Annotated in this window: 27 protein-coding genes; 16 read left to right on the top strand and 11 right to left on the bottom strand. The window is 50.8% G+C overall.

What is annotated here, in order from left to right; translation table 11 throughout:
* Window positions 1-147: 147 nt before the first annotated feature.
* Genes B5F39_RS12705 through B5F39_RS12695 form a run of 3 tightly spaced genes read right to left on the bottom strand, consistent with a single transcriptional unit; the run spans window position 148 to window position 3,311 of the window.
* Complete coding sequence (locus B5F39_RS12705) at window positions 148-1,011, bottom strand: VIT1/CCC1 family protein (protein WP_087368295.1); 864 nt, start codon at window positions 1,009-1,011, stop codon at window positions 148-150.
* A gap of 17 nt (window positions 1,012-1,028) precedes the next feature.
* Entirely contained in the window at window positions 1,029-2,369 is a 1,341-nt protein-coding gene (locus tag B5F39_RS12700; RefSeq protein ID WP_239391276.1) for a sodium-dependent transporter, read from the bottom strand.
* A 21-nt stretch (window positions 2,370-2,390) separates the two neighbouring features.
* Complete coding sequence (locus tag B5F39_RS12695) at window positions 2,391-3,311, bottom strand: MBL fold metallo-hydrolase (protein ID WP_087368292.1); 921 nt, start codon at window positions 3,309-3,311, stop codon at window positions 2,391-2,393.
* Window positions 3,312-3,481: 170 nt separating this feature from the next.
* Between B5F39_RS12695 and B5F39_RS12690 the strand changes: the two genes are divergently transcribed.
* From B5F39_RS12690 to B5F39_RS12680, 4 genes are all read left to right on the top strand, one after another.
* A complete protein-coding gene (locus B5F39_RS12690; RefSeq protein ID WP_087368290.1) occupies window positions 3,482-4,027 on the top strand; it encodes a flavin reductase family protein in 546 nt (181 codons plus the stop codon).
* Entirely contained in the window at window positions 4,028-4,183 is a 156-nt protein-coding gene (locus B5F39_RS14305; RefSeq protein ID WP_158096056.1) for a hypothetical protein, read from the top strand.
* A gap of 176 nt (window positions 4,184-4,359) precedes the next feature.
* Window positions 4,360-4,887: a flavodoxin gene (locus B5F39_RS12685; RefSeq protein ID WP_087368289.1), complete on the top strand. Its 528-nt coding sequence runs from the start codon at window positions 4,360-4,362 to the stop codon at window positions 4,885-4,887.
* A gap of 35 nt (window positions 4,888-4,922) precedes the next feature.
* Window positions 4,923-5,753 carry an SDR family oxidoreductase gene (locus tag B5F39_RS12680; RefSeq protein WP_087368287.1) on the top strand — a complete coding sequence of 277 codons (831 nt, stop codon included), beginning with the start codon at window positions 4,923-4,925 and terminating at the stop codon, window positions 5,751-5,753.
* Between the two features lie 251 nt (window positions 5,754-6,004).
* Here B5F39_RS12680 and B5F39_RS12675 read toward each other — a convergent pair whose 3' ends face one another.
* From B5F39_RS12675 to B5F39_RS12660, 4 genes are all read right to left on the bottom strand, one after another.
* Complete coding sequence (locus tag B5F39_RS12675) at window positions 6,005-8,092, bottom strand: glutamine synthetase III (RefSeq protein WP_087368284.1); 2,088 nt, start codon at window positions 8,090-8,092, stop codon at window positions 6,005-6,007.
* Between the two features lie 266 nt (window positions 8,093-8,358).
* Window positions 8,359-8,922: an alkyl hydroperoxide reductase subunit C gene (gene ahpC, locus B5F39_RS12670; protein WP_087368283.1), complete on the bottom strand. Its 564-nt coding sequence runs from the start codon at window positions 8,920-8,922 to the stop codon at window positions 8,359-8,361.
* Window positions 8,923-9,155: 233 nt separating this feature from the next.
* Entirely contained in the window at window positions 9,156-9,578 is a 423-nt protein-coding gene (locus B5F39_RS12665; RefSeq protein WP_087368281.1) for an OmpH family outer membrane protein, read from the bottom strand.
* 108 nt (window positions 9,579-9,686) lie between these two features.
* Window positions 9,687-11,540, bottom strand: a complete 1,854-nt coding sequence (locus tag B5F39_RS12660) for a YgiQ family radical SAM protein (RefSeq protein ID WP_087368279.1) — start codon at window positions 11,538-11,540, stop codon at window positions 9,687-9,689.
* 90 nt (window positions 11,541-11,630) lie between these two features.
* Between B5F39_RS12660 and B5F39_RS12655 the strand changes: the two genes are divergently transcribed.
* The 3 genes from B5F39_RS12655 to B5F39_RS12645 are packed head-to-tail and all read left to right on the top strand — an operon-like array spanning window position 11,631 to window position 13,620.
* Complete coding sequence (locus B5F39_RS12655) at window positions 11,631-12,323, top strand: SprT family zinc-dependent metalloprotease (RefSeq protein ID WP_158096055.1); 693 nt, start codon at window positions 11,631-11,633, stop codon at window positions 12,321-12,323.
* 49 nt (window positions 12,324-12,372) lie between these two features.
* A complete protein-coding gene (locus tag B5F39_RS12650; protein WP_158096054.1) occupies window positions 12,373-13,188 on the top strand; it encodes an MBL fold metallo-hydrolase in 816 nt (271 codons plus the stop codon).
* A gap of 6 nt (window positions 13,189-13,194) precedes the next feature.
* On the top strand, window positions 13,195-13,620 hold the full coding sequence (locus B5F39_RS12645; protein ID WP_087368276.1) for an adenylate kinase: 426 nt from the start codon (window positions 13,195-13,197) through the stop codon (window positions 13,618-13,620).
* A gap of 30 nt (window positions 13,621-13,650) precedes the next feature.
* Here the strand turns inward: B5F39_RS12645 and B5F39_RS12640 are convergent, their stop codons facing one another.
* Entirely contained in the window at window positions 13,651-14,115 is a 465-nt protein-coding gene (locus B5F39_RS12640; protein ID WP_087368274.1) for a low molecular weight protein-tyrosine-phosphatase, read from the bottom strand.
* 204 nt (window positions 14,116-14,319) lie between these two features.
* Here B5F39_RS12640 and rfbB point away from each other — a divergent pair, with 204 nt between their 5' ends.
* From rfbB to B5F39_RS12590, 9 genes are all read left to right on the top strand, one after another.
* Complete coding sequence (gene rfbB / locus B5F39_RS12635) at window positions 14,320-15,369, top strand: dTDP-glucose 4,6-dehydratase (protein WP_087368272.1); 1,050 nt, start codon at window positions 14,320-14,322, stop codon at window positions 15,367-15,369.
* Window positions 15,366-16,247 carry a glucose-1-phosphate thymidylyltransferase RfbA gene (gene rfbA, locus B5F39_RS12630; RefSeq protein ID WP_087368270.1) on the top strand — a complete coding sequence of 294 codons (882 nt, stop codon included), beginning with the start codon at window positions 15,366-15,368 and terminating at the stop codon, window positions 16,245-16,247. Before rfbB ends, rfbA begins: the two co-directional genes overlap by 4 nt.
* 3 nt (window positions 16,248-16,250) lie before the next feature.
* Window positions 16,251-16,799, top strand: a complete 549-nt coding sequence (gene rfbC / locus B5F39_RS12625) for a dTDP-4-dehydrorhamnose 3,5-epimerase (protein WP_087368268.1) — start codon at window positions 16,251-16,253, stop codon at window positions 16,797-16,799.
* Between the two features lie 13 nt (window positions 16,800-16,812).
* Window positions 16,813-17,703, top strand: a complete 891-nt coding sequence (gene rfbD, locus B5F39_RS12620; RefSeq protein ID WP_087368267.1) for a dTDP-4-dehydrorhamnose reductase — start codon at window positions 16,813-16,815, stop codon at window positions 17,701-17,703.
* A gap of 33 nt (window positions 17,704-17,736) precedes the next feature.
* Window positions 17,737-18,996, top strand: a complete 1,260-nt coding sequence (locus B5F39_RS12615) for a CDP-glycerol glycerophosphotransferase family protein (protein WP_087368266.1) — start codon at window positions 17,737-17,739, stop codon at window positions 18,994-18,996.
* 388 nt (window positions 18,997-19,384) lie between these two features.
* A complete protein-coding gene (locus B5F39_RS12605) occupies window positions 19,385-20,419 on the top strand; it encodes an iron-containing alcohol dehydrogenase family protein (RefSeq protein ID WP_087368263.1) in 1,035 nt (344 codons plus the stop codon).
* A complete protein-coding gene (locus B5F39_RS12600; RefSeq protein WP_087368261.1) occupies window positions 20,419-21,126 on the top strand; it encodes a phosphocholine cytidylyltransferase family protein in 708 nt (235 codons plus the stop codon). Before B5F39_RS12605 ends, B5F39_RS12600 begins: the two co-directional genes overlap by 1 nt.
* A 20-nt stretch (window positions 21,127-21,146) precedes the next feature.
* Window positions 21,147-22,007, top strand: coding sequence for an HAD-IIA family hydrolase (locus B5F39_RS12595; RefSeq protein WP_087368259.1), 861 nt, complete (start codon window positions 21,147-21,149; stop codon window positions 22,005-22,007).
* 58 nt (window positions 22,008-22,065) lie between these two features.
* Window positions 22,066-23,520, top strand: coding sequence for an oligosaccharide flippase family protein (locus B5F39_RS12590; protein WP_087368258.1), 1,455 nt, complete (start codon window positions 22,066-22,068; stop codon window positions 23,518-23,520).
* On the opposite strand, the gene B5F39_RS14110 is transcribed toward B5F39_RS12590, so the two are convergent.
* From B5F39_RS14110 to B5F39_RS12580, 3 genes are all read right to left on the bottom strand, one after another.
* Window positions 23,494-24,576 carry a hypothetical protein gene (locus tag B5F39_RS14110; protein ID WP_143330750.1) on the bottom strand — a complete coding sequence of 361 codons (1,083 nt, stop codon included), beginning with the start codon at window positions 24,574-24,576 and terminating at the stop codon, window positions 23,494-23,496. The genes B5F39_RS12590 and B5F39_RS14110 overlap by 27 nt on opposite strands.
* Before the next feature lie 115 nt (window positions 24,577-24,691).
* Entirely contained in the window at window positions 24,692-25,597 is a 906-nt protein-coding gene (locus B5F39_RS12585) for a glycosyltransferase family 2 protein (RefSeq protein ID WP_087368256.1), read from the bottom strand.
* Between the two features lie 148 nt (window positions 25,598-25,745).
* A partial coding sequence (locus B5F39_RS12580; RefSeq protein ID WP_143330749.1) for a glycosyltransferase occupies window positions 25,746-26,030 on the bottom strand: 285 nt, incomplete at its 5' end.

Below are 26,030 nucleotides of genomic sequence, written 5' to 3'. Positions count from 1 at the left end.
CTCGGCGTAAGAACGAAGAAAACGCGCGCGCGTTGCAGCGTTTCGTCCGCCCCGTTCATCTTTGCCCCATGTAAGCGTTATCTCCTGAATCGCCAGCATCGTCCCCGTATTCACGCCGCGGCGCGTCTTTTAGTTCGTCTTCCCCTATTACATCGAAATTCCGAGCAGCCGCTGCGCGCCCCAGCCGATGACGAACGAGACGGCGGCGACGCCGAAGCTGATACATATCATCTCGCGGAAGGCGGGAGCGAACGGCTCTTTGCGCACTACGGAGACGTAGAAGGTGAAGATGAATATAACAAAGGCGGCGCTGAGCAGGCATCCGCCGAGCGCTACGAGAGGCGAGGGAATCAACGCGTACGGGGCGAGCAGCATACAGACGGCGAACATGTAGGCGAGGCCGGTGTAGACTGCGGCTTTCAGCGGTTGTTTCTCGGACGGGTCGTTTTTCTTCGAGAGGTACTCCGACGCCGCCATCGACAGAGTCGCGGCGCTGCCCGTGATGAACCCGGCCATGCAGATCACTGCTGAGTCGCCGAGCGCGAATGTGAAGCCGGCGAGCGCGCCGGTCAGCTCGACGAGAGCGTCGTTGATGCCGAGTACCATCGAGCTGATGTACTGGAGCCGCTCGTCGTCTATCATCGCGATGAGCGCCTGTTCGTGTTCTTCTTCCTGTTTGAATATGTCGAGCGCCACCGGAGCGGCCTCCGCGATTTTTGCGTATTCAGCCTGGGCCTTCTGCTCGCCCGTCTCCATCATGTTTATGACGAAGGTGAGTCCGAAGATCAGGCCGCAGAGTCTGTAAAGCGTGACCTTGACGAGATTGGGCTTCGGCATTTCGCCGGTGAAGCCGCTCCATATCTCGGCGTGCCGTTTTTCCTCGGCCGCTATGCGCGCGAGCGTTTTCCCGTTATCGCCGCCTACGCGGCGCGCCATGTAGCCGTATATCACGTGTTCCGTTATTTCTCCGAGCTGCATCGCCTTTATCGCGGCGAGCGATGTTTCGTTCATATCACAATCCTCCTGTATTAGCCTATGCCGCCGAGCATTATGCCTAACGCCAGTACGAGCAGCGCTATGCCGCAGTAGAGATATTTGCCGAGCGGCATCAGCCACGCTGGAACCGCGCCGTTTCTTCCTAGGCCGATCTGTTTCTCAGCGAAGCGCGGCCCCATTATCCAGTAGAAAATGAAGGCCGCTATGAAAGCGCCGACGGGACAGACGTAAATCGACACGACGTCCATCCATTCACCGATTACGTTTCCGTTTTCAAGAAAGATTCCGCAGAGCGCAGAGACCGCTATGACGAGGCCGACCGCGCGCGGGCGCGAGAGGCGGAAACGTTCCTGTATCATCTCTATCGGAGTTTCAAAGAGATTCACGAGCGATGTGGCGGCAGCGAAAAGTATCGCTGCGAAGAATATTATCGCAAACATCGCGCCGCCCGTCATTTCGCGGAAAATCATCGGCAGGGTTATGAACATGAGCGGCGGCCCGGAGGCAGGGTCGAGGCCGAAGGCGAATACCGCCGGAATGACGACTATCGCGGCGAGCATGGCCGCAAGCGTGTCGAATACCGCGATGTTCATGGAACAGAACAGCACGTTTTCTTTCTTATCGAGGTACGAGCCGTAGACGATCGTCCCGTTGCCCGCGAGCGAGAGCGAGAAAAAGGCCTGCCCGAGCGCGAAAATCCACGTCTCTGGATCAAGCAGGTGCGCCGTGTCGGGAAGTATAAAGAGATACTTGTAGCCCTCGGACGCGCCTGGCATCATGGCGACGCGCACAGCCATATAGATGAACATTACATAGAAGAGCGGCATCATAACCTTGCAGACTCGCTCGATGCTCTTGGATATTCCGGCCGTAGCCATCGCGAAGCCGAGGCCGAGGGCGAGCATGTGCCAGCCGAAGCTGCCGAAGTCGCCGCATATCGCGCCGAAATATGCTCCGACGTCCTCTGCCGCGAACATGGCGCCCGAAAGCGAACCCCAGAGATAGCGCAGCACCCACCCCATTATTATCGCGTAGCCGGTAGCCATCGCGAAGGAACCTAAGACGGGGATGATGCCGATATTTTTGAAGGGCCTGCCGCGCTCAGTGAGCGCCTTGCGGAACGTCGCGTACGGGCCGCTGCGCCCCCAGCGCCCGAAGGCTATCTCGGAGACGACGCCAGTGCAGCCCAGCACAACGACGCAGATTATATATGGTATGAGGTACGACGAGCCGCCGTACCTCGCGGCGCGGTAAGGAAAAGCCCAGACGTTCGCCATGCCGACGGCGGAGCCGACGCAGGCGATGATGAACCCCCAGCGGCTGCCCCACTGGTCGCGGCTTTCAACGCCGCCCATGCTTTTATCTTTTCCCAAATGTACCAATCCTTTCGCAGTTTACCGCGCGGCCGCGGTTCTCCGTATCCAGCCGAGATAGCCGTTAGCCGACTGCCCAATGAAGAACGACTCCCTTTTTCTGACGTTCTCGGGCAGCTTTTTTAGCTTCGCCATAACGGGATCTTTCTTCAAAAGCTCTGCGGCCGCCTCTTCGCGTCCGGCTTCGGGCGGGAGCGCGGAAAGTATCTCGAGCCACAGCTCCATCTGTTTTTTCGCGCGCTCGAAGGCCGGGCGAGCATCAGCGAGCCAGCCGGAATGCGGGAAGCATACCATGTCTATATCGTCCAGCGCATGCAGCTTTTCAAGCGACGCCATAGCCGTGTCGTAATAGAATTTATGCGGTGTCGCCGGGCGCGTGAAATAACTTCCGTCCTCGAGGCGGAACCAGCAGCCAGCGGCCTCGCCGGCGAAGAGTATCCTGCGCCCGCCGAGTTCGTAAATATACGAGCTGTGGTGCGGAGCGTGGCCCGGAGTGTCTATCACAGTCAGCCCGGGTATTTCGTCGCCGTCGCCGAGCATATTCTCCGCCGGAACGGGAAGCGGCTCGCCGTAGACGTCGCACAGGCCGCCGAGCGTCGCGCGGCTTCCGGCGATGAGTTTCGACGGGTCTATAAGATGCGGACGCCCCTTTGACGGGGCGAGCACCTTCGTCTTTCCATAACGGCGTATAAACTGCCCCGCTCCCCCGGCGTGGTCGAGGTGTATGTGCGTATATATCAGATAATCTACGCTCGGGCCGCCGAGCTCTTCAAGACTGCGGAAAAGCTCAGCCGCGGCGCTCGCCGGTCCGGTCTCGACAAGTATGTTTTGACCGCGCGCTTCGTCCTTTATGAACCAGCCGTCGAGAAAAGACTCGAAGCCGCCGCGCGGTATCGGGAGATTTATTTTATAAAAACCGGGAAAAAGCTCCGAACAAGCCATGAAACAACTTCCTTTCCAGAAACTCGCAGCGCGAAACGCGCGCAGAATAATTTTAGCGCTAAAGCCCTTAACGTACTATAATAACCTAAGCGGGAATAAAAAATTCCCCGTTCAGATAAAAGACGAAGGAGAGATTCACCCTGCCGAAGCTAACGTGGAAACCCGGCACAATGCTCTATCCGCTGCCGCCGGTAATGGTGTCGTGCGGCACAATGGAAAAGCCGAACATCATCACGGCTGCGTGGACGGGTACGGTAAACAGCGAGCCGCCGATGACGTACGTGTCGGTCCGTCCCGAGCGATATTCCCACGCGATGATAAAAGAGAGCGGAGAATTTGTTATAAACCTCACGACGGAACGGCTGACTCGCGCCGCCGACCTATGCGGAGTGAAGTCCGGGCGCGACGTGCAGAAGTTCCGCCTATGCCGCCTAACGCCAGCGCCGGCGTCCGCGGTCTCCGCGCCGCTCATAGCGGAAAGCCCGGTGAATATAGAATGCCGCGTTGAACAATGCCTGCAGCTCGGAAGCCACGACATGTTCCTCGCGAGGGTGATCGCCGTAAACGTCAACGAATCGCTGCTCGACGCGAGGGGCACGCTCCGCCTGGACCGCGCCGGCCTCGTCGCATACGTCCACGGGAGCTACCGCGCGCTGGGCCGCGAGCTTGGAAAATTCGGATTTTCCGTCCGGAAGAAACAGGAGGCGAAAAGATAAATGCTTAGATGCGCGATATGTCAGAAACCGCTGCGCGAATGCTGCGACCTCTTCCACGAGGCGCTGGACGAAAACGGCGAAACCGTCGTAATCTGCTACGAATGTGCGGAAGAGCACAAGATACCCTTCGAGGACGAAAAGCAGAAAGACGAATAACGCGCCCGCGGAGCGGACGCGCCCTCACAAAAATAAGCAAAAGCCGGCCTTCGGGGCCGGCTTCCACGTTTTCGGGCCCCGCGCATAAGAAACGCTTATCCGACGCATTCGACAGCGGAATTGTATTATTCCGCCGCCGCCATAAAATAATCGTAAGAAAGGCGGCGACGGAACCGATGCAGAATAAAATCCTCATAGTTTACTACTCACGCAAAGGAGAAAATTACTGGAACGGAGAAATAAAAAACCTGGCGAAAGGCAACACCGAGGCCGCAGCCGAGATAATAGCCGAGGCGACGGGCGGCAGGCTCTTCGAGGTGGAGACCGTCAAGCCGTATCCCGCGGACTACTACGCCTGCACGGAGGCCGCGAAGAAAGAACTCAGAGACAATGCGAGGCCGGAGCTGAAAAGTTTCGTTGAAAACATGGACGGCTACTCCGACATATTCGTCGGCTATCCGAACTGGTGGGGAACTATGCCTATGGCTATGTTCGCCTTCCTCGGGCGCTACGACATGTCCGGCAAGCGTATAATGCCGTTCTGCACGAACGAAGGAAGCGGAATGGGGAACAGCGAGCGCGATCTGAAGAAGCTCTGCCCCGGCGCAAAGGTCGAGAGAGGGCTCGCCATCCACGGCGCAGAGGTTTCTTCATCGCGCGCGAAAATCGAAGAATGGTTAAAAAGCCTCGGCGAGGCGCGTTAAGAATATTTGACGGAACATAAGGGAGGAAGCGTCACATGAAAGCAGTAATGATACTGGCGGGCGCGGGGCAGATAGGCATGGCCATCGCGCGCCGCATGGGAACGGGCATGAAAATAATAATCGGTGACAAAAAGCCGGCAAACGCCGAGGCGATAGCCAAGATAATGAACGAGGCAGGCTTCGACGCGGAGCCAATGGAAACGGACCTCGCGTCGCGCGATTCTGTCAAAAAGCTGATAGGAGAGGCGCAAAAGCACGGCGAGATAAAAATGCTCGTGAACGCCGCCGGCGTATCGCCGAGCCAGGCTTCCATAGAGACGATACTGAAGGTAGACCTCTACGGGACCGCGGTCCTGCTCGAAGAGGTTGGAAAGGTCATCGCAGCGGGCGGCGCCGGCGTAACGATTTCAAGTCAGTCCGGGCACAGGATGCCGGCCCTCACGCCGGAGCAGGACGAGCTGCTTGCATGCACTCCGGCCGAAGAACTGCTGAAGCTCGACATGCTTCAGCCGGGAAACATACGCGACACACTGCACGCCTATCAGATGGCGAAGCGCTGCAACGTCAAGCGCGTCATGGCCGAGGCGGTCAAGTGGGGCTCGAGGGGCGCGCGCATAAATTCCATCTCGCCGGGCATCATCGTGACTCCGCTCGCGCTGGACGAGTTTAACGGCCCGCGCGGCGATTTCTATAAAAACATGTTCGCGAAATGCCCCGCGGGGCGCCCGGGCACGGCGGACGAGGTGGCGAACGTAGCGGAGCTTCTGATGAGCGATAAGGGCGCTTTCATCACAGGCTCGGACTTCCTTGTGGACGGCGGAGCTACGGCCTCGTACTTCTACGGCCCGCTGAAACCTTCGGCATAAAAATTCCGCACGTCCGGCGCTAAAAGCGATAGGTCAAAAAAGGACGGCCCGTAAACCCGCTTTAATCACGGATTCGCGGGCCGCCTCGTTTTTGCCGGCTTTGTATCTCCGCCTTCCAATAGGGCGGCTTTTTTATTGACGGCGCTCCGCCGCGAATCGTAAAAGCCACGCTCCTCTGCTGAAGCGCGCAAAAAGCGGGGCGGGACGCTCCGTCGCCGAAACGCCCCGCCCCATTGCACAGTAAGGGGTTTTTATACGCTGTATAGCAGCTCTCCGTAAGTCGGGTACGGCCAGTACTTTTCCCCGACGAACTTCTCTATCTCGTCGGCCGCAGCGCGCAGCGCCTCCATTATCGGAATGACCTTGTCCTTATAATAAACCGCCTTTTCAAGCTCGCCCGCCTCCGGGACGGAGGCAAGCGCCTCGTCAAGCCTGCCGAGGTCCATGTAAAGCGAATCGGTGTAGCCGCGCAGATGCTTAAGCATGTTTATCTCCATCACGCAGTCTACATCCGGGCAGGCCGTCTTTATCGCCACCGCGGTCTCGCTGAGACGTTTAAGGTAGGTGTACGACGCCGGGATTATATCCTTGCGAACCATTTCCGCCATCGTAAGAGCCTCGATGCGGATTACCTTGCAATAATTCTCAAGATGCACCTCGCAGCGCGAACGCATCTCGACTTCCGTAAAGACCTTGTGCTTCGAGAAAAGCGCTATATTCTTCGCGTCGACATAATGAGGCATAGCTTCCGGCGTAGTGCGGTAATTCGACAGCCCGCGGCGCTCCGCCTCTTCTATCCACGAATCGTCGTAGCCGTTGCCGTCGAAGAGTATGCGTTTATGCTCGCGGATCGTCTTGCGAATAAGCTCGTTGAGCGCGGCGTTGAAATCCTCAGCGCCCTCGAGCGCGTCGGCGAACTGTTCGAGCTCTTCGGCTACGACCGTATTGAGGACGATGCACGGGCCGGCTATCGACTGGCTCGAGCCGAGCATCCTGAATTCAAACTTATTCCCAGTGAAGGCGAACGGCGACGTCCTGTTGCGGTCTGTAGCGTCCTTGCGGAACACGGGCAGCATGTCTACGCCGATGTTCATGTGGCTCGCGGCGCGACCGTTGTAGGGGCGGCCTTCCTCTATCGCCGTGAGTATCTCCGTGAGTTCCGAGCCGATGAACATCGATATGACCGCCGGCGGCGCTTCGTTGCCGCCGAGCCTGTGGTCGTTCGCCGCGGTCGCGACGGTCGCGCGCAGCATGTCCTGATATTCGTCAACGCCCTTTATGACGGCGCAGAGGAACAGCAGGAACTGCGCGTTCTCCGACGGCGTCTTCCCGGGGTCGAGAAGATTCACGCCGGTGTCGGTCGCTATCGACCAGTTGACGTGTTTGCCGGAGCCGTTCACGTCGGCGAACGGCTTTTCGTGGAGCAGGCATACGAGGCCGTTGCGGTCCGCGACCTTCTTCATCATCTCCATAGTGAGCTGGTTGTGGTCGCAGCCGATGTTTGTGTCGCTGAACACAGGCGCGAGCTCGTGCTGCGACGGCGCGACCTCATTGTGCTCGGTCTTCGCCATGATGCCGAGCTTCCATAGCTCTTCGTCGAGCTCGGCCATGAACTTCGCGACGCGCGGCTTTATAGCGCCGAAGTAGTGGTCGTCCAGTTCCTGCCCCTTAGGCGGCTTCGCGCCGAAGAGCGTACGCCCGGTATAGCGCAGATCCTTGCGCTTCTTATAAAGTTCCTTGTCTATGAGGAAATATTCCTGCTCCGGGCCGACAGTGGTCGTGACGTGTGTGACCGAAGCGTTGCCGAAGAGGCGCAGTATACGCAGAGCCTGCGTGTTCATGACCTCCATGGAGCGCAGCAGCGGCGTCTTCTTGTCGAGCACCTCTCCGCCGTAAGAGCAGAAGACCGTCGGAATGCAGAGAGTGTTTTCCTTTATAAAGGCGTAGGAGGTCGGGTCCCACGCAGTATAGCCTCTGGCCTCGAAAGTCACGCGAAGCCCGCCAGACGGGAACGACGAAGCGTCGGGCTCGCCCTTTATGAGCTCCTTCCCAGAAAATTCCATTATGATGCTTCCGTTGTCGAGAGGCGATATAAAGCTGTCGTGCTTCTCGGCAGTAATGCCGGTCATAGGCTGGAACCAGTGGGTGAAATGCGTCGCGCCCTTCTCCACCGCCCAGTCTTTCATGGCGTTGGCTACGACGTTTGCAACGTCGCGCGGCACAGGAGTGCCCTCTTTAACAGAATTTTTCAGCGCCCGATAGGTCTCCTTCGGCAGACGCTGCTTCATCGTCGCCTCGTTGAAAACCATCGACCCGAAAATTTCTTCCACCTTTGCCATCAACATCACCTCGCGCATAACGTTTATTCAATGCGGAGATAATATTCCTATATCATCATATTGTCAATGCCTAAGCATATTTTTTTAGAAAAAATCGCGCTTATTTTTATTTATATCCATCTTAAAACTGTATATCGACAAAAATAAGCACTTACAGATTCGAATTTGACGCATCCACGGCACTATCGCCGGCAAAAAAACGGCGCCGGAGGACGCGAGGCTCTCCGGCGCCGTTTTTGCAGTTGTTATACCCGGCGGCTCGTCTGCTAAAGCTTGCCGACAAGATCTATCCCGGGTTTGAGAGTTTCTTTTCCCGGAGCCCACTTGGCGGGACAGACGCGGTCTCCGTACTTCTCCACGAACTGAAGCGCAAGTACCTTGCGGAAGAGCTCGTCGGCGTCGCGCCCGACGTTGCCGGCGTTCACCTCGTAGGCGCAGATTTTGCCCTCTGGGTTTACGACGAAGGTGCCGCGCTCGGCGAGACCTTTGCCCTCTATCATAACGTCAAAGTCGCGCGCCAGCTGCCCGGTCGGGTCGCCGAGCATCGGGAACCTGACGGCACCGACGGCATCCGAAGCGTCGTGCCACGCCTTGTGGACGAAGTGCGTGTCGCAGGATACGGAATAGACCTCGCAGCCTATCTCGCGCAGGTCGTCGTACTTGTCGGCGAGGTCTTTGAGCTCGGTCGGGCATACGAAGGTAAAGTCCGCCGGATAGAAGAAAAAGACAGACCACTTGCCGAGCACGTCGGCCTTCGATATGCTCTTGAATTCGTCGTTGTGGTATGCGTTTACGGTAAAGTCGGCTATTTCTTTTCCAATAAGAGACATTGCTATACCTCCGTGATTTTTTTATTAGCCTTAGCTAACTGATCTCAGAATATCATCGCTGCCCAAATTTGTCAATTTTTTAAAATTATTACGAGTTTTTGCATTTTGTATAAAGCTGAGAAAGTCGAATTTTGGCGGGAAACGGTGCACTATACGCCGGCGCGCAAAAATACAAAAAACGCCGCCCTTATATGGGGCGGCGTACGTTATTTATGAACGTCTTAATAGACAGGTTATTTCGTTTTCAGCGCGTTGATGACGTCTTGAGTAAGGTCCGTTCCGCCGTAATAGACGAGAGCCTTGTTTACGACGATCGTCACGCCCTTCTGCTTCGCTACCTTCGCTATAGTCTCGTTGACCTCTTTGAGAATAGGCGTCATGATCTTCGCTTCTTCCTCACGCATTTCGAGCTGGAGGGTCTGTACGATTTCGTTCTTCTTTTTTTCGTCCGTCTCTTTATCGAAAGCGGCTTTGGCCGCGTTGGACTTTTTGTTGCCGAGATCGTTGAGCTGCTTGCGCGCCTGCTCGAACTTAGAATACTGCTGGAGCACCTGCATATCGTCTACATAGCCGACGACGTCCTCGGCCGCGTACGAAGCCGCGCCTGCCGCAAAGAGGGCGGCGACCGCCAGCAGTAATGCCATAATTTTTTTCATTCCGTTACCTCCTGTAGATTCCTTTCACACTGTCTTATACGTTATGACGCACGCTAGAATTTTATAACCTATCGCCGTTATTGTCCATAGGCGGGTTCGCGCCCTGTCTCAGCGCCTGACGAGGCACTTCGGGGCGCACCCTATGAGGTCGCGGCGGCCCGCGCGCATTAGCGCCTTCACGACATATTTGCGGTTCTCCGGCATCCAGTACTGGAGCAGCGCGCGCTGCATCTTACGCTCCTCTGCCCCCTTCGGGACGTAGACCTCTTCCATCGTGAACGGGTCGAGCCCCGTGTAGTATATGCAGGTCGAGAGCGAGCCCGGCGTCGGAGTGAAGTCCTGCACCTGCTCCGGGCGCAGGCCGCTGTCGCGTATGAACTCCGCGAGCTCGACCGCTTCCTTCAGCGTCGAGCCTGGATGCGCCGAGATGAAGTACGGCACAAGATACTGTTTCAGCCCAAGCTTCTCGTTGACCTTCCTGTAGCGGCGTATGAATTCTTCCGTAACCTCGCGCCCGGGCTTGCGCATGTATCTCAGCACGGCGGGGCTTATATGTTCCGGGGCTATCTTGAGCTGTCCGCTGACGTGCCAGCGGCAGAGCTCTTCTAGAAAATCTCCGTTTTTATCCGCAAGTATATAATCGTACCGTATGCCGGAGCGGATGAACACTTTTTTTATCTTAGGCAGCGCGCGTATTTTGCGCAGCAGCTCTATATATCCTTCGTGCCCGGCGCGCAGCTTACGGCACGGCGCTGGATATAGGCACGACTTCCCCTTACACGAGCCGCGTTTCAGGGAGTCGGGGCATGACGGCTCGGTAAAATTCGCCGTCGGGCCGCCGACGTCGTGAATATACCCCTTGAAGCCGGGCTCTTTCGTCAATATCTCGGCCTCGCGCAGTATCGACTCGTCGCTGCGGCGCTGTATTATGCGCCCCTGATGAGACGCGATGGCGCAGAATCCGCACTCGCCGAAGCAGCCCCTGTGCGTCGTGATGCTGAAACGTACCTCGTCGAAGGCCGGCACGCCGCCTTTGGCGTCATAATCCGGGTGCCACGCGCGCGTGTACGGCAGCGCGTAGACCTTATCCATCTCGGCCTGAGTCAGCGGGCGCGCGGGCCTGTTCTGCACGACATGCCACGCGCCCTGGTCCTGTATGAGCCTTTTGCCGCGCACGGCGTCCTGCTCCGCGTAAAACGACGCGAAGGCCTCGGCGAATTTTCTCTTGTCAGCGCAGACCTCGCCGTAAGACGGCAGCTTCACAGCGTCGTTCGCCAGAGCCTCGTCGTGGGTCTTCCAGCACGTCCCAGCGACGTCGCGCAGCGCCGAAACCGGCTCCCCGGCGGCAAGCCGCTCCGCGATTTCAAGAGAGGCCAGCTCTCCCATTCCGAAAACAAGCAGATCTGCGCGGCTGTCCGCCAATATGGAGCGGCGTACCGAGTCGCTCCAGAAATCGTAATGCGCGAAACGGCGCAAGCTCGCCTCCACCCCGCCGATTATCAGCGGAATGTCGCCCCACAGCTCGCGGATCCTGTTGCAGTAGACTATCGTCGCGCGGTCTGGGCGTTTTCCGGCCTCGCCGCCAGGCGTGTATGCGTCTGACCGGCGCTTCTTCTTCGACGCCGTGTAATGGTTCAGCATGGAGTCCAGATTCCCAGCCGCGAGCATGACGCAGAGCGACGGACGCCCGAGCTTCGCGAAATCGTCCGTACCACGCCAGTCCGGCTGCGCCACTACGCCGACACGGAAGCCGTGCGCCTCAAGCCATCGCGCTATGATTGCGTGTCCGAAGCTGGGATGGTCCACATAGGCGTCGCCAGTAATCACAAGTATCTCTATTCCGTCCCACCCGCGCGCGCGCACGTCACCGGCGCCGACGGGCAGAAAAGCGGAGCGCGGCGGCTTCGCGTATCCCCAAACATTCGCGCCGCTCGCCGCTGTCTTTGTCCCTTTCGTCCTCATGTCCACGTCCCCGTAAATCGTTATGGCACGCTGACAGAAACATCAGCGATGCATTATAATTCTATCATTATGGGAAGCCGGCGGGACGCGATGACGGAATATATCACGATTGACGGAATAAAATACGAGATCAGAAGAAATACGAGAAGAAAAAACGTCGCGCTCGGCATGGAAAACGGCGCGTTCTTCATAGCCGCGCCGCTCGGAGTTCCGCGCGAATCGCTCGCCGCGGTAATTGAACAAAGCGGCGACGAGCTGCGCAAAAAGCTCATGAGCAGGACGGCCGGACAGAGCATAGGACACAGCTACGCTGAAGGCGAGCTTTTTTACTACCGTGGAGATCAGCACCCTCTGCGTTTCGCGCCTCGCTGCGGCGTCTACCCATTAAAACTCGAGGACGGCGCCTTTATTTCATTTGAAGGGCTGGAGCCAGAAGAAATACGGCACAACTTCGAGGTCTGGTACAGGCTGCGGCTGCGGGAGATAATACAGCGTGAATTTCCCCCGCTCTGCAAAAAAATGGGAGCCGCGCCGCGCCGCGTTTCGATCAAAAACGCCAAGACGCTCTGGGGAAGCTGCTCGACATCGGGCTGCGTCACGCTCAACGTCCGCCTCGCGCTCGTTCCGCCGCCGCTTTCGGAATACGTGATGATACACGAGCTATGCCACATGGCGGAGATGAACCATTCGCAAAATTTCTGGGCGCGCGTCGCAAAATACTGCCCGGACTATGCGGTGCGGAGAAAAGAGCTGAAAACCGACGGCGGCAAATATAGATGGTGAGGCGGCAAAAATGAAAGTCATAAAAAATTTTGAATATCCACAAAACTTTTTGAAATATATAGGAACAAGCGGCGGGCGTTTCTCCATGATACGCCAGCTCAGAAGCACCGGGGGCCTCTGGTTCCGATACGGCGGCGTACAGGGCGTCATAGACCCTGGTCCAGGAAGCCTCGCGCACATCTGTGCGGCGCGCCCCGCACTCGAGATAGCCTCGGCAGACGTAGTGATGCTCACGCACAAACATATCGATCACAGCACCGACGTGAACGTCGTCGTCGAAGGAATCACTCACGGCGGCTTCGACCCGCGCGGAATACTCGTCGCGCCGGACGACGCGCTGCGCGGCTCCGACCCCGTAGTGCTCAAATACACGCAGAAACGAATACTTAAGACAAAAATCCCGGAGGAGGGCGGAACGATAGACCTCGGCAGCGGCGTAGCCGTCGAGCCGGTAATACACCTTCATCACGGCGTGGACTGCTTCGGCTACATCTTCCGCAAGGAAGGGCTGAACTGCTGGGGAATCATCAGCGACAGCCGCATGATGCCGTACTTCCGCCAGCGTTACTCGTCGTGCGCTTTCCTCTCAATCAACGCCACGTTCCCAGACAAAAAACCGCGGCTGGACCACATATCAATAGCTGAAGCGCGCGAACTTCTATCAAAAATCCACCCGAAAACAGCCGTGCTGACACACCTCGGCGCGATGCTGACATCGGGCGAATGCGCCGGCTGCCTGAAGGACCTAGACACGCCTGAAACGAAAGTCGTTCCAGCGACAGACGGCATGGTCGTAGACCTCGATTCGTTCAAAGTCTACGAGCAGCGCGCTTGCGGGCAAAACCCAGAATACGCCGAACTATAACCGGCCGTGATAATACTGATAACGGGAGCCTCGCACACGGGCAAAACGGCGCTCGCGCAGAGGCTGCTCGAAAAATATAAAATCCCCTACCTATCGATAGACCATCTCAAAATGGGGCTGATAAGAAGCGGTCTCACAAATCTAACGCCGGAAGACGACGGCGAACTCACGGCATACCTCTGGCCGGTCGTGCGCGAGATAATCAAGACAGCAGTGGAAAACAACCAAAGCTTGATTGTGGAGGGCTGCTACGTTCCGTTGGACTGGCGCGGCGGATTCGACGCGGAATACCTGCGCCATATCCGCTGCTTCTGCCTCGTTATGACGCCTAAATACATCGAAAACAACTTCGAAGAAATAAAAAGTTACGCCGGCGCCGGCGGAGAAATCATATTGATAGACGAAGCGTACAATATAGAAATCACCCTATGACGCGCGTTGAATCTATCGCTTCCGCCTTCGTCAGTTTCGCTCCGCAGTCAGAAAATCGAGCAGCCCGCGGCAGCCCTCTCCGACGTCCCGCCACGTCGCGTCAAAATCCCCGGTGTACCACGGATCGGCGATATCGCGCCCGCGCCCCGCGAAGCTGAGCAAAAGACGTATTTTCCCGTCGGGATCGCCGCCGCACAGGCGCTTTATATTATGAATATTCGCGCCGTCCATCCCGACAAGGTAATCGTAAACGGCGTAATCCTCCCGCGTCATACGGCGCGCCCTCTTCCCCGCGCAGCTTATACCGTGCTCCGCAAGCTTCCTGACCGTCCCCTGATGCACGGGATTTCCAATCTCCTCCGCGCTAGTCGCCGCAGAAGCGATCTCAAATTCAGCATCCAGGCCGGCCCTTCTCACCATATCCTTCATAACAAACTCCGCCATTGGACTGCGGCAAATATTGCCGTGACAGACGAATAATATTTTATGTGTCATCATAATCCCTCCATTATAGGCAAGAAAAATCTATCAAGACGCGCGGCGCGATACACACGCGAAGCCTGCCGTCCTGCCGCTCTGACAATTATATTTTATAGTAGTCTTCAATTACAGCTATAAGCCGTTCTATATGATATAATCACTTCCGATATATTTATCATCTTAAGAGATGGTGAGAATTACATGACGCAAAAACGATACATGCTTACAGGCGCGGCGGGGTTCATCGGAAGCAACCTGGCGCACTTTCTGACCTCGCAGGACGCATACGTAGTAGTCTACGACAAGCTGACCTACGCAGGTAATCCGGCCTCGCTCGAAGGGATTCCGTGCGAACGTATGAGCTTCGTCAAAGGCGATATTTGCGATACGGAGCTCGTCTATCGGACTCTCTGCGAATACGGCATAGACGCAGTATTCCACCTGGCCGCGGAAAGCCATGTCGATCGCTCCATAGACGGCCCCGCAGCGTTCATTGAGACAAACATAAACGGCACGTTCTCGATGCTCACGGCGGCGCGCCGCTATTATGAATCGCTGGACGGCGAGCGCAGAAGCGGATTCCGGTTCCTGCACATATCGACCGACGAAGTTTACGGAAGCCTCGGCAAAACGGGATATTTCACCGAAAACACGCCCTACGCTCCGAATTCGCCCTACTCCGCGTCGAAAGCCTCCTCCGACCATCTCGTCCGCGCGTGGTTCCACACCTACGGCCTGCCTGTGCTGACGACGAACTGCTCCAACAACTACGGGCCGCGCCAGTTCCCGGAAAAGCTCATCCCGCTGATAATCCACAACGCGCTCGCCGACAAGGAGCTTCCGGTTTACGGCGACGGTAAAAACATCCGCGACTGGCTCTACGTTGAAGACCACTGCCGCGCCCTCGACACGGTAATGCGGCTTGGCGTCCCGGGCGAAACGTACAACGTCGGCGGCAGCTGCGAACGGCAGAACATACAGATAGTAAAGACAATCTGTTCTATACTCGATGAACTGCGCCCGAAGGCCGGCGGAGCGAAATACGAAGAGCAGATAAAATTCGTAAAAGACCGCCCGGGACACGACCGGCGCTACGCGATCGATGCCTCCAAGATAAAGCGCGAACTCGGCTGGCAGCCGCAGGAAACATTCGAAAGCGGCATACTGAAAACAATAAAATGGTATTTAGATAATCAGCAGTGGATTGCGAACATTTTAAATGGTAAATACCGCTGTGAACGCCTCGGCCTCGGAGGGGACGAGCAATGATTACGAAGGGCATCATCCTCGCGGGCGGCTCCGGCACGCGCCTCTGGCCGCTCACGATACCGGTCAGCAAACAGCTCATGCCGGTCTACGACAAGCCTATGATCTACTACCCGCTCTCGACGCTCATGCTAGCGGGCATACGCGACATACTCGTCATCACGACGCCGGAGGACGGAGAGTCGTTCCGCCGGCTGCTGAAAGACGGCTCGCAGTGGGGAATAAAAATATCCTACGCCGTGCAGCCCAAGCCCGAAGGACTGGCGCAGGCGTTCATCATCGGCGAGGAATTCATCGCGGGACAGGGCTGCGCGCTCGTGCTCGGCGACAACATATTCTACGGGCGCGGACTGACGAAGATGCTGCGCGAGGCGGCCTCGCAGGAAAGCGGCGCGACCGTCTTCGGCTACCCCGTCGATGACCCGGAGCGCTACGGCGTAGTGGAATTCGACGCGGACGGAAACGCCGTGTCCCTCGAAGAAAAACCCGCGAAGCCGAAATCAAACTGCGCCGTCGTCGGCCTCTACTTCTACGACGGTCAGGTCGTAGACATAGCGAAAAACATGAAGCCCTCCGCGCGCGGCGAGCTGGAAATAACAGACCTCAACAAAGTCTACCTAGCGCAGAAACAGCTGAAAGTAGAAGTCTTCGGGCGCGGCTTCACGTGGCTCGACACGGGCACGCACGACAGCCTGATAGAGGCGGCGGACTTCGTCCAGATTGTCCAGAAGCGTCAGGGGCTGATGATCTCATGCCCCGAAGAAATAGCGTGGCGCACTGGCTGGGTCTCCGACAGCCACTTGCGCGAACTCGCCGCGCCTTTGTCGAAAACGGAATACGGCAAATACCTCATGAAACAGCTTTCCGCAAAAGGACTGTAAAATATGGAAATACTGACGACAGAATTTCCGGGACTCGTTCTCATAAAACCGAAAATCTTCGGCGACGCACGCGGATACTTCTACGAATCGTGGAACAAAGAACGCTACGAAAACTCCGGCATAACGGAGGATTTCGTACAGGACAACGTCTCGTTCTCCTCTCGCGGCGTCCTGCGCGGCCTCCACTACCAAAAGCCGTACACGCAGGGCAAACTCGTCTCCGTCCTCGTGGGCGAAGTCTGGGACGTAGTCGTAGACCTGCGCCGCAGCTCGCCGACATTTGGGAAATGGAAGGGCTTCACGCTCACCGGGGAATGCAAAGAACAGCTCTACGTCCCGCGCGGCTTCGCTCACGGATTCTGCGTCCTATCCGAAACGGCGCTATTCCAATACAAATGCACCGACAGATATAGCCCCGAAAGCGAACGCGGCATAATCTGGAACGACCCGACGCTCGCCATCCCGTGGCCCATGAGCGAGCCCGTGATTTCCGAGAAGGACACGAAACATCCCTATTTCAAAGATTTACAAGACGAACTCCTATTCGATTAGACGGTGGCGAACGATGGACGAAACTAAAAAATCAAGAATACTGATATTCGGCAAAAACGGACAAGTCGGCTGGGAACTCTGCCGCACGCTCTCGACGCTCGGAGAGATCCGCGCCGTCGACATAGACGAATGCGACCTGACCGACAAAGCCTCGATAATAAACACTCTCGACGCGTACAAGCCGTCGGTGATAGCCAACGCCGCCGCCTACACGGCAGTTGACAGGGCGGAAACGGAGCGCGGGCTCGCCTTCAAACTCAACGCCGACGCCCCCGGCATAATGGCCGACTGGGCCGCAAAGCACGACGCCCTCATGACCCACTACTCCACCGACTACGTCTTCGACGGCACGAAAAAAGAGCCGTGGACGGAAGACGACAAGCCCAACCCGCTCAACGTCTACGGCGAATCCAAACTGGCCGGAGACCTCAACATCCAGAGCTCCGGCTGCAAACACCTGATTTTCCGCACCAGCTGGGTCTACGGCGCGAGAGGCAAAAACTTCTACCTAACCATGCGCAAAATGCTTCGGGAAAAAGACGAAATCCGCGTAGTAAACGACCAGTACGGCGCGCCCACCTGGTGCCGCACGATAGCGGAAGCCACCGCGCAGGCTCTCGCGCAGGTACAAAGCCCGCTGTGCAGCGCAGATATGCGTAAAATAAGCGGCGTTTACAACCTGACGAACAGCGGAGTCACGACGTGGTATGGGTTTGCAAATGCTATAAAGGATATGCTAAAGGTACATGAACATATATCTACAACAATTTTACCAATAACGTCAGAACAATATCGTTCTGTTGCTCTTAGACCATATTTGTCTGCTTTGTCCCATCACAAGTTATATGAGACCTTTATGCTACGGCTTCTAGATTGGGACATCTCACTAAAACAGGTACTATAAATATACATAACACAGAACTTTGAACGCAATATCATGAAATACTATATAAAAAAAATAATTAATATAATATTAGGTGTTCTTTCTATATTGGTTCCTAAAACTTCTAAAATTATCGTTATAGGCGGATGGTTTGGGCAGAGATTTGCAGATAACTCAAAAGCTTTTTATCTATTTTTAGTGCAGAATAAATCGAGACTAGGCCTCAAGAAAGTAGTATTCACAACTCGAAATGAAACTATTTTTAAAGTACTAAGGGACAATAATTTAGATGTTGTTTATACCAATAGTTTGATTTCTATATGGTATCACCTACGAGCAAAATTTCATATTGTTGATGAAGGGGGCATAGATCTAAATCGATTTTGTTCATCAGATGCTATAAGAATAAATTTATGGCATGGTTTTCCATTAAAAAAAATCGGCTATTATTGCAACAATGACATAAAAAATATTAGAGACGCTATCGCACAAAACAAAGCTAAAACTCAATATCAGATAGGGAAATGGAATGATGCTTTTTATCTTGCATTTTCTGATACGTTAGCAAAACATATGCAATTCGCCTTTGGGTGTAACGATGAAAAAATTATAATTGGCCCATATCCACGCCACGCTTATATTCTGGGCTATATTAAAAAGATGTATTTACCCAATGAAAAAGCAGCTATACAGAGTATATTAGAGGCAAAGAAACAGGGTCAATATATTGTTATGTATTTACCTACTTTTAGAGATAGCATCACTTTCAATGATATTTGTGCAAAGACTCCCTTATTAATGAAATCATTTCTTAAAAAAAATAATATATATTTAGTTACCAAATTCCATTTTGCAGCATCACAAAGCAATGTTTCATATGCCAGAGCAAAAGATGTAATCATTAACTTACCAAAGGAAAGCGATATATATAATTTCTTGGATATATCAGATATGTTAATAACAGATTATTCTTCTGTTTTCTTTGATTATATTTTATTAAATAAACCTGTACTCTTTTATTGTTTTGATTATGAATATTATTTAAATAAAGACAGAGGATTTTTATATGATTATGTCAAAATGACACCAGGAAGAAAAGTAAAAAGTATAAATGAATTAAAAAATTCAATTCTCAATATCAAAAATGCAAAATATGATTATATTATAAATGTAAACTCGCAACTAGAGCAAGTGAAAAATATAGTATATGGGACATCGCCAATTTATCCTAATGAAGACAATATGTATAAATTATACGAATGTATTTTAGATGTAACATCAACTTCTGCTAAAATGGCTATCAATAACACATGATTGTATTTTGCAGTTTTGTATAGGTTTTATTCATCCATGACTGAAATCATACGAGAAAAAGGAACGGGAGTTCTACCTTGATTACGATTCCCTTCCGTTCCCAATCTCTTATACCAATGAAGAATTGATTAAAAATATCCAAGAATTCAATGATGCAGTGTATCGCGAGCGAGTTTCGCGTTTTCTCGAAGAAATCGGGAATGTTGAGGACGGCAAAGCGTCTGAAAGGATAGCGCAGTGCATAGTGCATTTTATCGAGACCGGAGAGAAAAAACTAGATACTGTGCCATGTGAAAAGACGCAATAATAAATGTACATATTTCTCTAGCCACATACGTTTATAAACATTGCTGAATTTAACCTTACGTGATGATAAGAGGGATATAATATGCTTAGGGACTCCAATTCACTGAAAATATCAGCTGGCAACATAACGCATGTCGCAGACATGTTGGTCAGTAACCAATGTAAAGGGAAAATCCTTTACGTTTCCGATTTTGTCGTTGATAATCTGTTCGGAGATGTTGTAAAAGAACAGCTTAAAGATCTAGACAGCGTTGCGGAAGAATTGGTAGACAACAATACTATTTCCTACGCTATGGCCATCGCAGAAAACGTTATCATCTCAGAAATAAAATGCATCGTTGGCCTCGGCGGCGGAAAAGTTCTGGACGTTTGCAAATACGCAGCGTATATTGCAAAAGTTCCGCTTCTGTCAATACCGACGACCATGGCGAATGATGGGATAGCTTCTCCGATTGCTGTGCTGAAGGGGAAGGATAACAAACCCAAAAGTCTAGGCTGCGCAGTGCCAAGTATGCTGCTCCTCGACACGGATCTTATCCTAAGCAGTCCGGTCTCGCTGATTAAAGCCGGAATAGGCGATACTATATCAAATTATACGGCATTAATAGACTGGGACTTTGCATGCAGCAGGTACATGGATGACATGAACGGGTATGCGTATCTGATGTCTAAGACATCGTTAGATATCATGATGAAGACACAATATAATTCTATCTGTCCAGACTTTATCAATGTATTGGCGAACTCGCTCGTTCTGTCTGGTATTGCCATGAACTTCGCTGGCAGCAGCCGCCCTGTCAGCGGTTCGGAACATCTTTTCAGCCACGCTTTAGATTATTACGGTACAGTACGTAATCTGCACGGCATTCAAGTGGCTCTGGGCACTATTGCTGTATTGAAAATAATAGGACTTGATTATTCTAACGTCGCAGAATATTTATCTAAATTTGACGTATGCATCAATCCGCGCAAATTGGAAATAGACCAAAGTACATTTATACATTGCCTGCAAAACGCTACAAAAATGAGAAAAAACAGATATACGCATCTTAATGAGGCAGACCTAAGCACGCAAAGATTAGAAAAAATATATCACGAACTGGAGCGTGAACTATAATGAAAGCACTGATTTTAGCAGCTGGTTTAGGATCAAGATTGGCTCCGATTACGGATACTTGTCCAAAATCGTTAGTGTCTATTAACGGCAAGCCAATTTTAGAAAAACAAATAGATAATTTATATGAGAATGGGATATATGACATTACCATAATAGCTGGATATAAAGCTAATATATTGACTGCATATATCTCGGAAAAATTCGGGACGCAGATAAATATCATAGAGAATAAAGAATACGCTTCAACGAACAATATGTATTCTGCATATCTAGCGTTCGAACATTTTTATGGACATCCGTTTCTTATGATGAACGCCGATGTGTTTTTTGATTCATCTGTATTAAAAACCTTGCTTAGCTTCAATGCTCAGAATGCCGTTATCGCCGAGTATGGCAGATATTTAGAAGAGTCGATGAAAGTCTCTGCGCAGGGCGGGAGATTATGTAGAATTGCAAAGACTATCCCTCCGTCAGAGGCATTAGGTACATCCATAGATGTATATAAGTTTTTTGAAGATGGAAGCCAAGCATTTTTCAACAAATGTGCTGAATATATCGATATCAAGCATGATGTTAAGCTATGGAGCGAGGTCGCCATAAACGATATTTTTGCAGAGGTAGAATTTGAAGCCTGTCCGCTTAACGGTCGCTGGTTTGAAATCGATACACTTGACGACTTGGCGGAAGCAGAGAAAATTTTTGCCTGATACTGTGGGATGATGGGGTTATGAACACACATTGTGACTATTTTGGCGTCGAGGCAACGTCACTTATAAATAAAAAACTGTTTCTGTTCGACATGGACGGGACGATTTACACAGATGATATATTGTTTGACGGTACATTGCAGCTTCTCCACTATATAAAAAATATAGGCGGGAAATATGTATTTGTAACCAACAATTCGTCAAAATCTGTCGGCGATTATGTGAATAAGATAAACAAACTTGGTATTGAAGCCGATGAAGATAATTTCTTCACTTCGACGCAAGCGACGGCGCTATATATTAAAACGCAGTATCCTGGAGCTAACGTGTACTGCCAAGGGACAGAGTCATTTATTCGCGAGCTGCGTAAAAACGGCATAAACATCACGGATGGCATATCAGGCGATGTTGATGTCGTGTTGGTGGGGTTTGACACAGAACTTACCAGTGGAAAAATACGGAAAACATGCGAGCTACTACAGCAGGATATCCCATATATAGCGACAAACCCAGACTTGGCCTGTCCTGTTTCGTTTGGTTTTATACCAGATTGCGGTTCGATCTGCATGATGCTTGAAAATGCTACAGGGAGAAAGCCGGTTTACATAGGTAAACCGAAAGCGACAATGATAGATGCTGTACTTACGAAATTTAATACAACAAAAGCACAGGCTGTGATTATCGGAGACAGGTTGTACACAGATATAGCTTCAGGACAAAATGCAGGGATTGCATCGATCTGTGTTTTGACCGGAGAGGCAGACGTAAAAGCGATTCTCAGCGGAAATGTCAAACCTACATATACGTTTTACAGTGTAAAAGAGATCTATGAATGTTTGAACAGTATTACAGAGGATAGATCTTGTGATGAGGATAAATGAACCCATACAGCAACGGCGATGAGAGATATAGCTATTTAATAGTGCAGTAAGATATTACATGCTATTACAAATCGTTGAAAAATATAGATTAATCCCAATTCAGCTCAAGGCGTCGTTCTGGTTCCTGATCTGTTCCTTTGTGCAGAAGGGGATTTCGGTCATCACAACGCCCATTTTCACGCGGCTTCTTACGCCTGCGGAGTATGGAATGTTCAGCGTGTTTACTTCTTGGCTCAGTATTGTGACGGTCATCGTTACGCTAAATCTTTTCGGCGGGGTGTATATTCAGGGGCTGGTGAAGTTCGAGGACAGGCAGCGGCAATATTCTTCAGCGATGCATGGGCTTTGCCTTACGCTGGTCTGCGTCTGGGCCGTCGTGTATTTTCTGTTCCGTGATTTCTGGAACGGGCTGTTCTCTCTGACGACCGTGCAGATGACGGCGATGCTCGTTATGGTATGGACTTCTTCGGTTTTCAGTTTCTGGGCTACGGAGCAGAGGGTGGACTACAAGTATATAAAGCTCGTCGCAATCACTTTGCTGGTCGCCGTCGCGAAGCCTGCGCTCGGCGTTTTTCTCGTTATTCACGCGGAAGATAAGGTCACGGCCCGCATACTCGGGCTTGCCGTCGTCGAGCTCGCCGTCTATACATGGCTTTTCTTTGCTCAGATGCTGCGCGGCAGGCAGTTCTGTTCGTGGAAGGTCTGGAAGTACGCGGTGCTGTTCAACCTGCCGCTCGTCCCGCATTATCTCTCCGGCTCTATATTGAACACAGCCGACCGCATAATGATAGAGAAGATGACAGGCGCGAGCGAGGCTGGTATATATTCTCTAGCCTACTCCGTGTCGCTCATCATGACGCTGTTTAACAGCTCCATGCTCCAGACTATAGAGCCGTGGCTTTATAAGAAAATCAAGGCGCGCGATGTAAGCAATATATCGCGCGTGGCCTATCCCGCGTTCATCATCATCGCTGGGGTGAACGTCGCTCTCATGGCCTGCGCGCCAGAAGTCGTCGCGATATTCGCGCCAGCGGAATACTACGACGCGATATGGATAATCCCGCCGGTCGCTATGAGCTCGTATTTCATGTTCGCATACACCTTCTTCGCCGTCTTTGAGTTCTATTACGAAAAGACGCACCTCATAGCTATAGCCACGATGTCCGGCGCCGTGCTCAAGCTCATTCTGAACTATATATTTATAGACATATTCGGCTACTACGCCGCGGGATACACTACGCTGCTGTGCTTTATGGTCTACGCCGGTATGCATTACATATTCATGAAGAAAATATGCCGAGACTATCTGGACGGCGCGCAGGCCTACAGTACGAAGACGCTCTTTATCATCACGTCGTTCTTCATGGCTTTCGGCTTCGCCATACTGTTTACGTACAAGACGCCTGTCCTGCGTTACTCCTGTATAGCTACGCTCGCGTTGGCTGTGATCATAAAACACAGATACATAATTGATACTGTAAAAAGTTTAATCAGCATGAAAAAGAATAAATAAATTATCTTTTATAGAATAATCAACATAATAATCACCATAAATATAAATATACATTAAAAATGCGGTGGTAGATAACAGCAATGGATTTGTTGCTGCAATAGTAAGATAACCAACACAAGCAATAATTTTATATCTTTTATTTTTATTACTATACATTTTATAAAGCGGAAAAATATAAAAAAACAACAAAGGAATAGCTCCAAGAAGGCCGCTCGTCCTTATTACTTCTAGATAAGACAGCTCCGTCTGAGAAGTCATTGCATTGATACCCGCACTGTAGAAAGGCACGCCATATCCCATTCCCCATATAAGATTGACAGGGTCAGACAGTATTTCTCTGATTGATAAATAATGCCCTAAGCGAATAGCATCAGAATGTGCTTTTCTTTGAAAAATGCTCACTAAAATATTATAAATTTCGTTGCTCCAATAAAAACCAAGAAGAATAATCCCTATAATGATAATCACTTTGGCATATCTATTTTCATAGCACAAAAGAAAAAATCCAAAAGTTGCCAATATGCCCATGAAAATATTTGCGCGAGTTCCAGATAAAACCAGAGCAGACAATATAACGATTGCCGTTAGATAACGCCGGTTATTCAGATAATACAATAACGGTATTAGCAACAAAGGTGACGTTTTTATGAAAATTATATAAAACACAGTGTAAATAATCGATTTACCAACCATTGCATTGCCTGTACGATGTAAATACATCAATAAATAATTATCATATAAGTCATATAGACCGAAAAAGTCCAAAATAGCTGAAATCAAAATCACAATTGCTAAACAATCTAACACAAAAACCAAAATTTTTTCATACTGAATATCATAATCGATTATAACAACAACTAGCAACAAAGATATAAAAAAATATGTAGCAGATAGAGATTCATATACGTATCCGCCGCTAATAATAGAACATAAACATATACACACAGGATATATTAGGCCAAATAGATATATCATTCGCGGGCGAAACTCAATAAATCTATTTATCAAGAGCGGCGCATTGATTATCAATATTAAAAACAAAACTATTTTTTTCAAAGACAAATTATCTGCTGGCATAAAAATTACAAAAGAAACATATCCTAAAATAAGAAAAATATTTACTATATGAAAAAATTGGTATCTCGAAAATAATGAGTGTAGCTTCATACCATTAGACCCTTTTAATTAGAGCCAGTATAGAGAGTATAAATGTATCAATTTTATGCGACATAACGAATTCAGTGGATTTAGCAAAACGCAGCCTTTTGCATAATGAGTCTTGATACTCAGTTAGTATTGATATTATCTTTCTATTTTGTTCTGGCATTGCATCATAATAACATTCTCTGATATGGCACGCAGACATATACCTAGTATTACGATTCTTTTTAGATAAAAAACGTTTCATTCGTCCATACCAATGTTTTAAATTCCTAGATTGAAATCCGACAGCATTATTGCCATGTTGTCTATAAAGAATGTGGGGCTCATTATCATACACGACATTTCCGCCCAGAGACATAACGATTCGATATAAGTCCCAATCGTGAATTGAAATATACTCCATTTTATATTTTTTAAACTTTTCCAGTGCCTTTTTATTGAAAACATACGTACAACCAGGCGCAATGCATTCTAACAAAGCTGTACCCAAAGATATTATTTTATTCTTTACTTGTTTATTCACTAAAATTGGATTTAACTCTGCATCAACAGGCTCAAAACTACCACAATACAGATTTGGCTTATTATTTGGTAATTTCATTAGTTGTTGCACAGCGAGCTCAACTTTTTTATTCTCCCAGATATCATCTTGATCTGCAAAAGCATAAAAATCAGCATCGGGCGCTTTACAAGCCAAGTCAAAAAAACTTTTTCCTGAACCTAAATTTTTGCCGCTGTACCATTTCAACATTCCTCTTTGAGCATAATCATCAAGTATTTGCTGTGTAGAATCTGTCGATCCGTCGTCACGCACTAAGATTTCAACCTTAATAGTTTGGGATAATAAACTCTCTATTTGCGCTTTTAGGTATTTTTCTCCATTATAAGTAGACATCAATATAATTATGGACATGTAAACGACCTCCGTTTTAATACAAACCTAACAAGCACTAACCTGTAGTTCTTATTAAAAATAGCGTTCAATCTAGTATGTATGATTCTGGCAAAAAATTTTCCCAAAACACCCAACATTATTGTATTTATACATACTTATATACAATTTAATACATGTTTCTATATATTTGTGCTATTACAGAAAGGCTTCGATGGAGGTCAAATTGTTTTACCATTTCCACATTATTTAAAGCACACTGCTCCCTGAATTCGGCATGATCGTGCATTGTCCGTATCGCTAAAGTCATTGCTGTAATATCTGATGGGCAGTTTAAACAGCATCCGGTAACACCATCTTGTGTATAGTCTTTGATTCCACCAACATATGTAGTAATTAAAGGCAAGCCAGAAGTCATAGCTTCTAAAGCCGCAAGACCTAATCCTTCTCTGCG

This window comes from Cloacibacillus sp. An23 (assembly GCF_002159945.1).
Taxonomy (GTDB): Bacteria; Synergistota; Synergistia; order Synergistales; family Synergistaceae; genus Caccocola.
This window is presented reverse-complemented; position numbering and strand designations above follow the sequence as displayed.

Excerpts from the sequence above, each read along its gene's own strand:
- B5F39_RS12705 (WP_087368295.1), bottom strand. The coding sequence starts at position 1,011 with ATGAACGAAACATCGCTCGCCGCGATAAAGGCGATGCAGCTCGGAGAA.
- B5F39_RS12695 (WP_087368292.1), bottom strand. The coding sequence starts at position 3,311 with ATGGCTTGTTCGGAGCTTTTTCCCGGTTTTTATAAAATAAATCTCCCG.
- B5F39_RS12690 (WP_087368290.1), top strand. The coding sequence starts at position 3,482 with ATGCTCTATCCGCTGCCGCCGGTAATGGTGTCGTGCGGCACAATGGAA.
- B5F39_RS14305 (WP_158096056.1), top strand. The coding sequence starts at position 4,028 with ATGCTTAGATGCGCGATATGTCAGAAACCGCTGCGCGAATGCTGCGAC.
- B5F39_RS12685 (WP_087368289.1), top strand. The coding sequence starts at position 4,360 with ATGCAGAATAAAATCCTCATAGTTTACTACTCACGCAAAGGAGAAAAT.
- B5F39_RS12680 (WP_087368287.1), top strand. The coding sequence starts at position 4,923 with ATGAAAGCAGTAATGATACTGGCGGGCGCGGGGCAGATAGGCATGGCC.
- B5F39_RS12675 (WP_087368284.1), bottom strand. The coding sequence starts at position 8,092 with ATGGCAAAGGTGGAAGAAATTTTCGGGTCGATGGTTTTCAACGAGGCG.
- ahpC (WP_087368283.1), bottom strand. The coding sequence starts at position 8,922 with ATGTCTCTTATTGGAAAAGAAATAGCCGACTTTACCGTAAACGCATAC.
- B5F39_RS12665 (WP_087368281.1), bottom strand. The coding sequence starts at position 9,578 with ATGAAAAAAATTATGGCATTACTGCTGGCGGTCGCCGCCCTCTTTGCG.
- B5F39_RS12660 (WP_087368279.1), bottom strand. The coding sequence starts at position 11,540 with ATGAGGACGAAAGGGACAAAGACAGCGGCGAGCGGCGCGAATGTTTGG.
- B5F39_RS12655 (WP_158096055.1), top strand. The coding sequence starts at position 11,631 with ATGACGGAATATATCACGATTGACGGAATAAAATACGAGATCAGAAGA.
- B5F39_RS12640 (WP_087368274.1), bottom strand. The coding sequence starts at position 14,115 with ATGACACATAAAATATTATTCGTCTGTCACGGCAATATTTGCCGCAGT.
- rfbB (WP_087368272.1), top strand. The coding sequence starts at position 14,320 with ATGCTTACAGGCGCGGCGGGGTTCATCGGAAGCAACCTGGCGCACTTT.
- rfbA (WP_087368270.1), top strand. The coding sequence starts at position 15,366 with ATGATTACGAAGGGCATCATCCTCGCGGGCGGCTCCGGCACGCGCCTC.
- rfbC (WP_087368268.1), top strand. The coding sequence starts at position 16,251 with ATGGAAATACTGACGACAGAATTTCCGGGACTCGTTCTCATAAAACCG.
- rfbD (WP_087368267.1), top strand. The coding sequence starts at position 16,813 with ATGGACGAAACTAAAAAATCAAGAATACTGATATTCGGCAAAAACGGA.
- B5F39_RS12615 (WP_087368266.1), top strand. The coding sequence starts at position 17,737 with ATGAAATACTATATAAAAAAAATAATTAATATAATATTAGGTGTTCTT.
- B5F39_RS12605 (WP_087368263.1), top strand. The coding sequence starts at position 19,385 with ATGCTTAGGGACTCCAATTCACTGAAAATATCAGCTGGCAACATAACG.
- B5F39_RS12600 (WP_087368261.1), top strand. The coding sequence starts at position 20,419 with ATGAAAGCACTGATTTTAGCAGCTGGTTTAGGATCAAGATTGGCTCCG.
- B5F39_RS12595 (WP_087368259.1), top strand. The coding sequence starts at position 21,147 with ATGAACACACATTGTGACTATTTTGGCGTCGAGGCAACGTCACTTATA.
- B5F39_RS12590 (WP_087368258.1), top strand. The coding sequence starts at position 22,066 with ATGCTATTACAAATCGTTGAAAAATATAGATTAATCCCAATTCAGCTC.
- B5F39_RS12585 (WP_087368256.1), bottom strand. The coding sequence starts at position 25,597 with ATGTCCATAATTATATTGATGTCTACTTATAATGGAGAAAAATACCTA.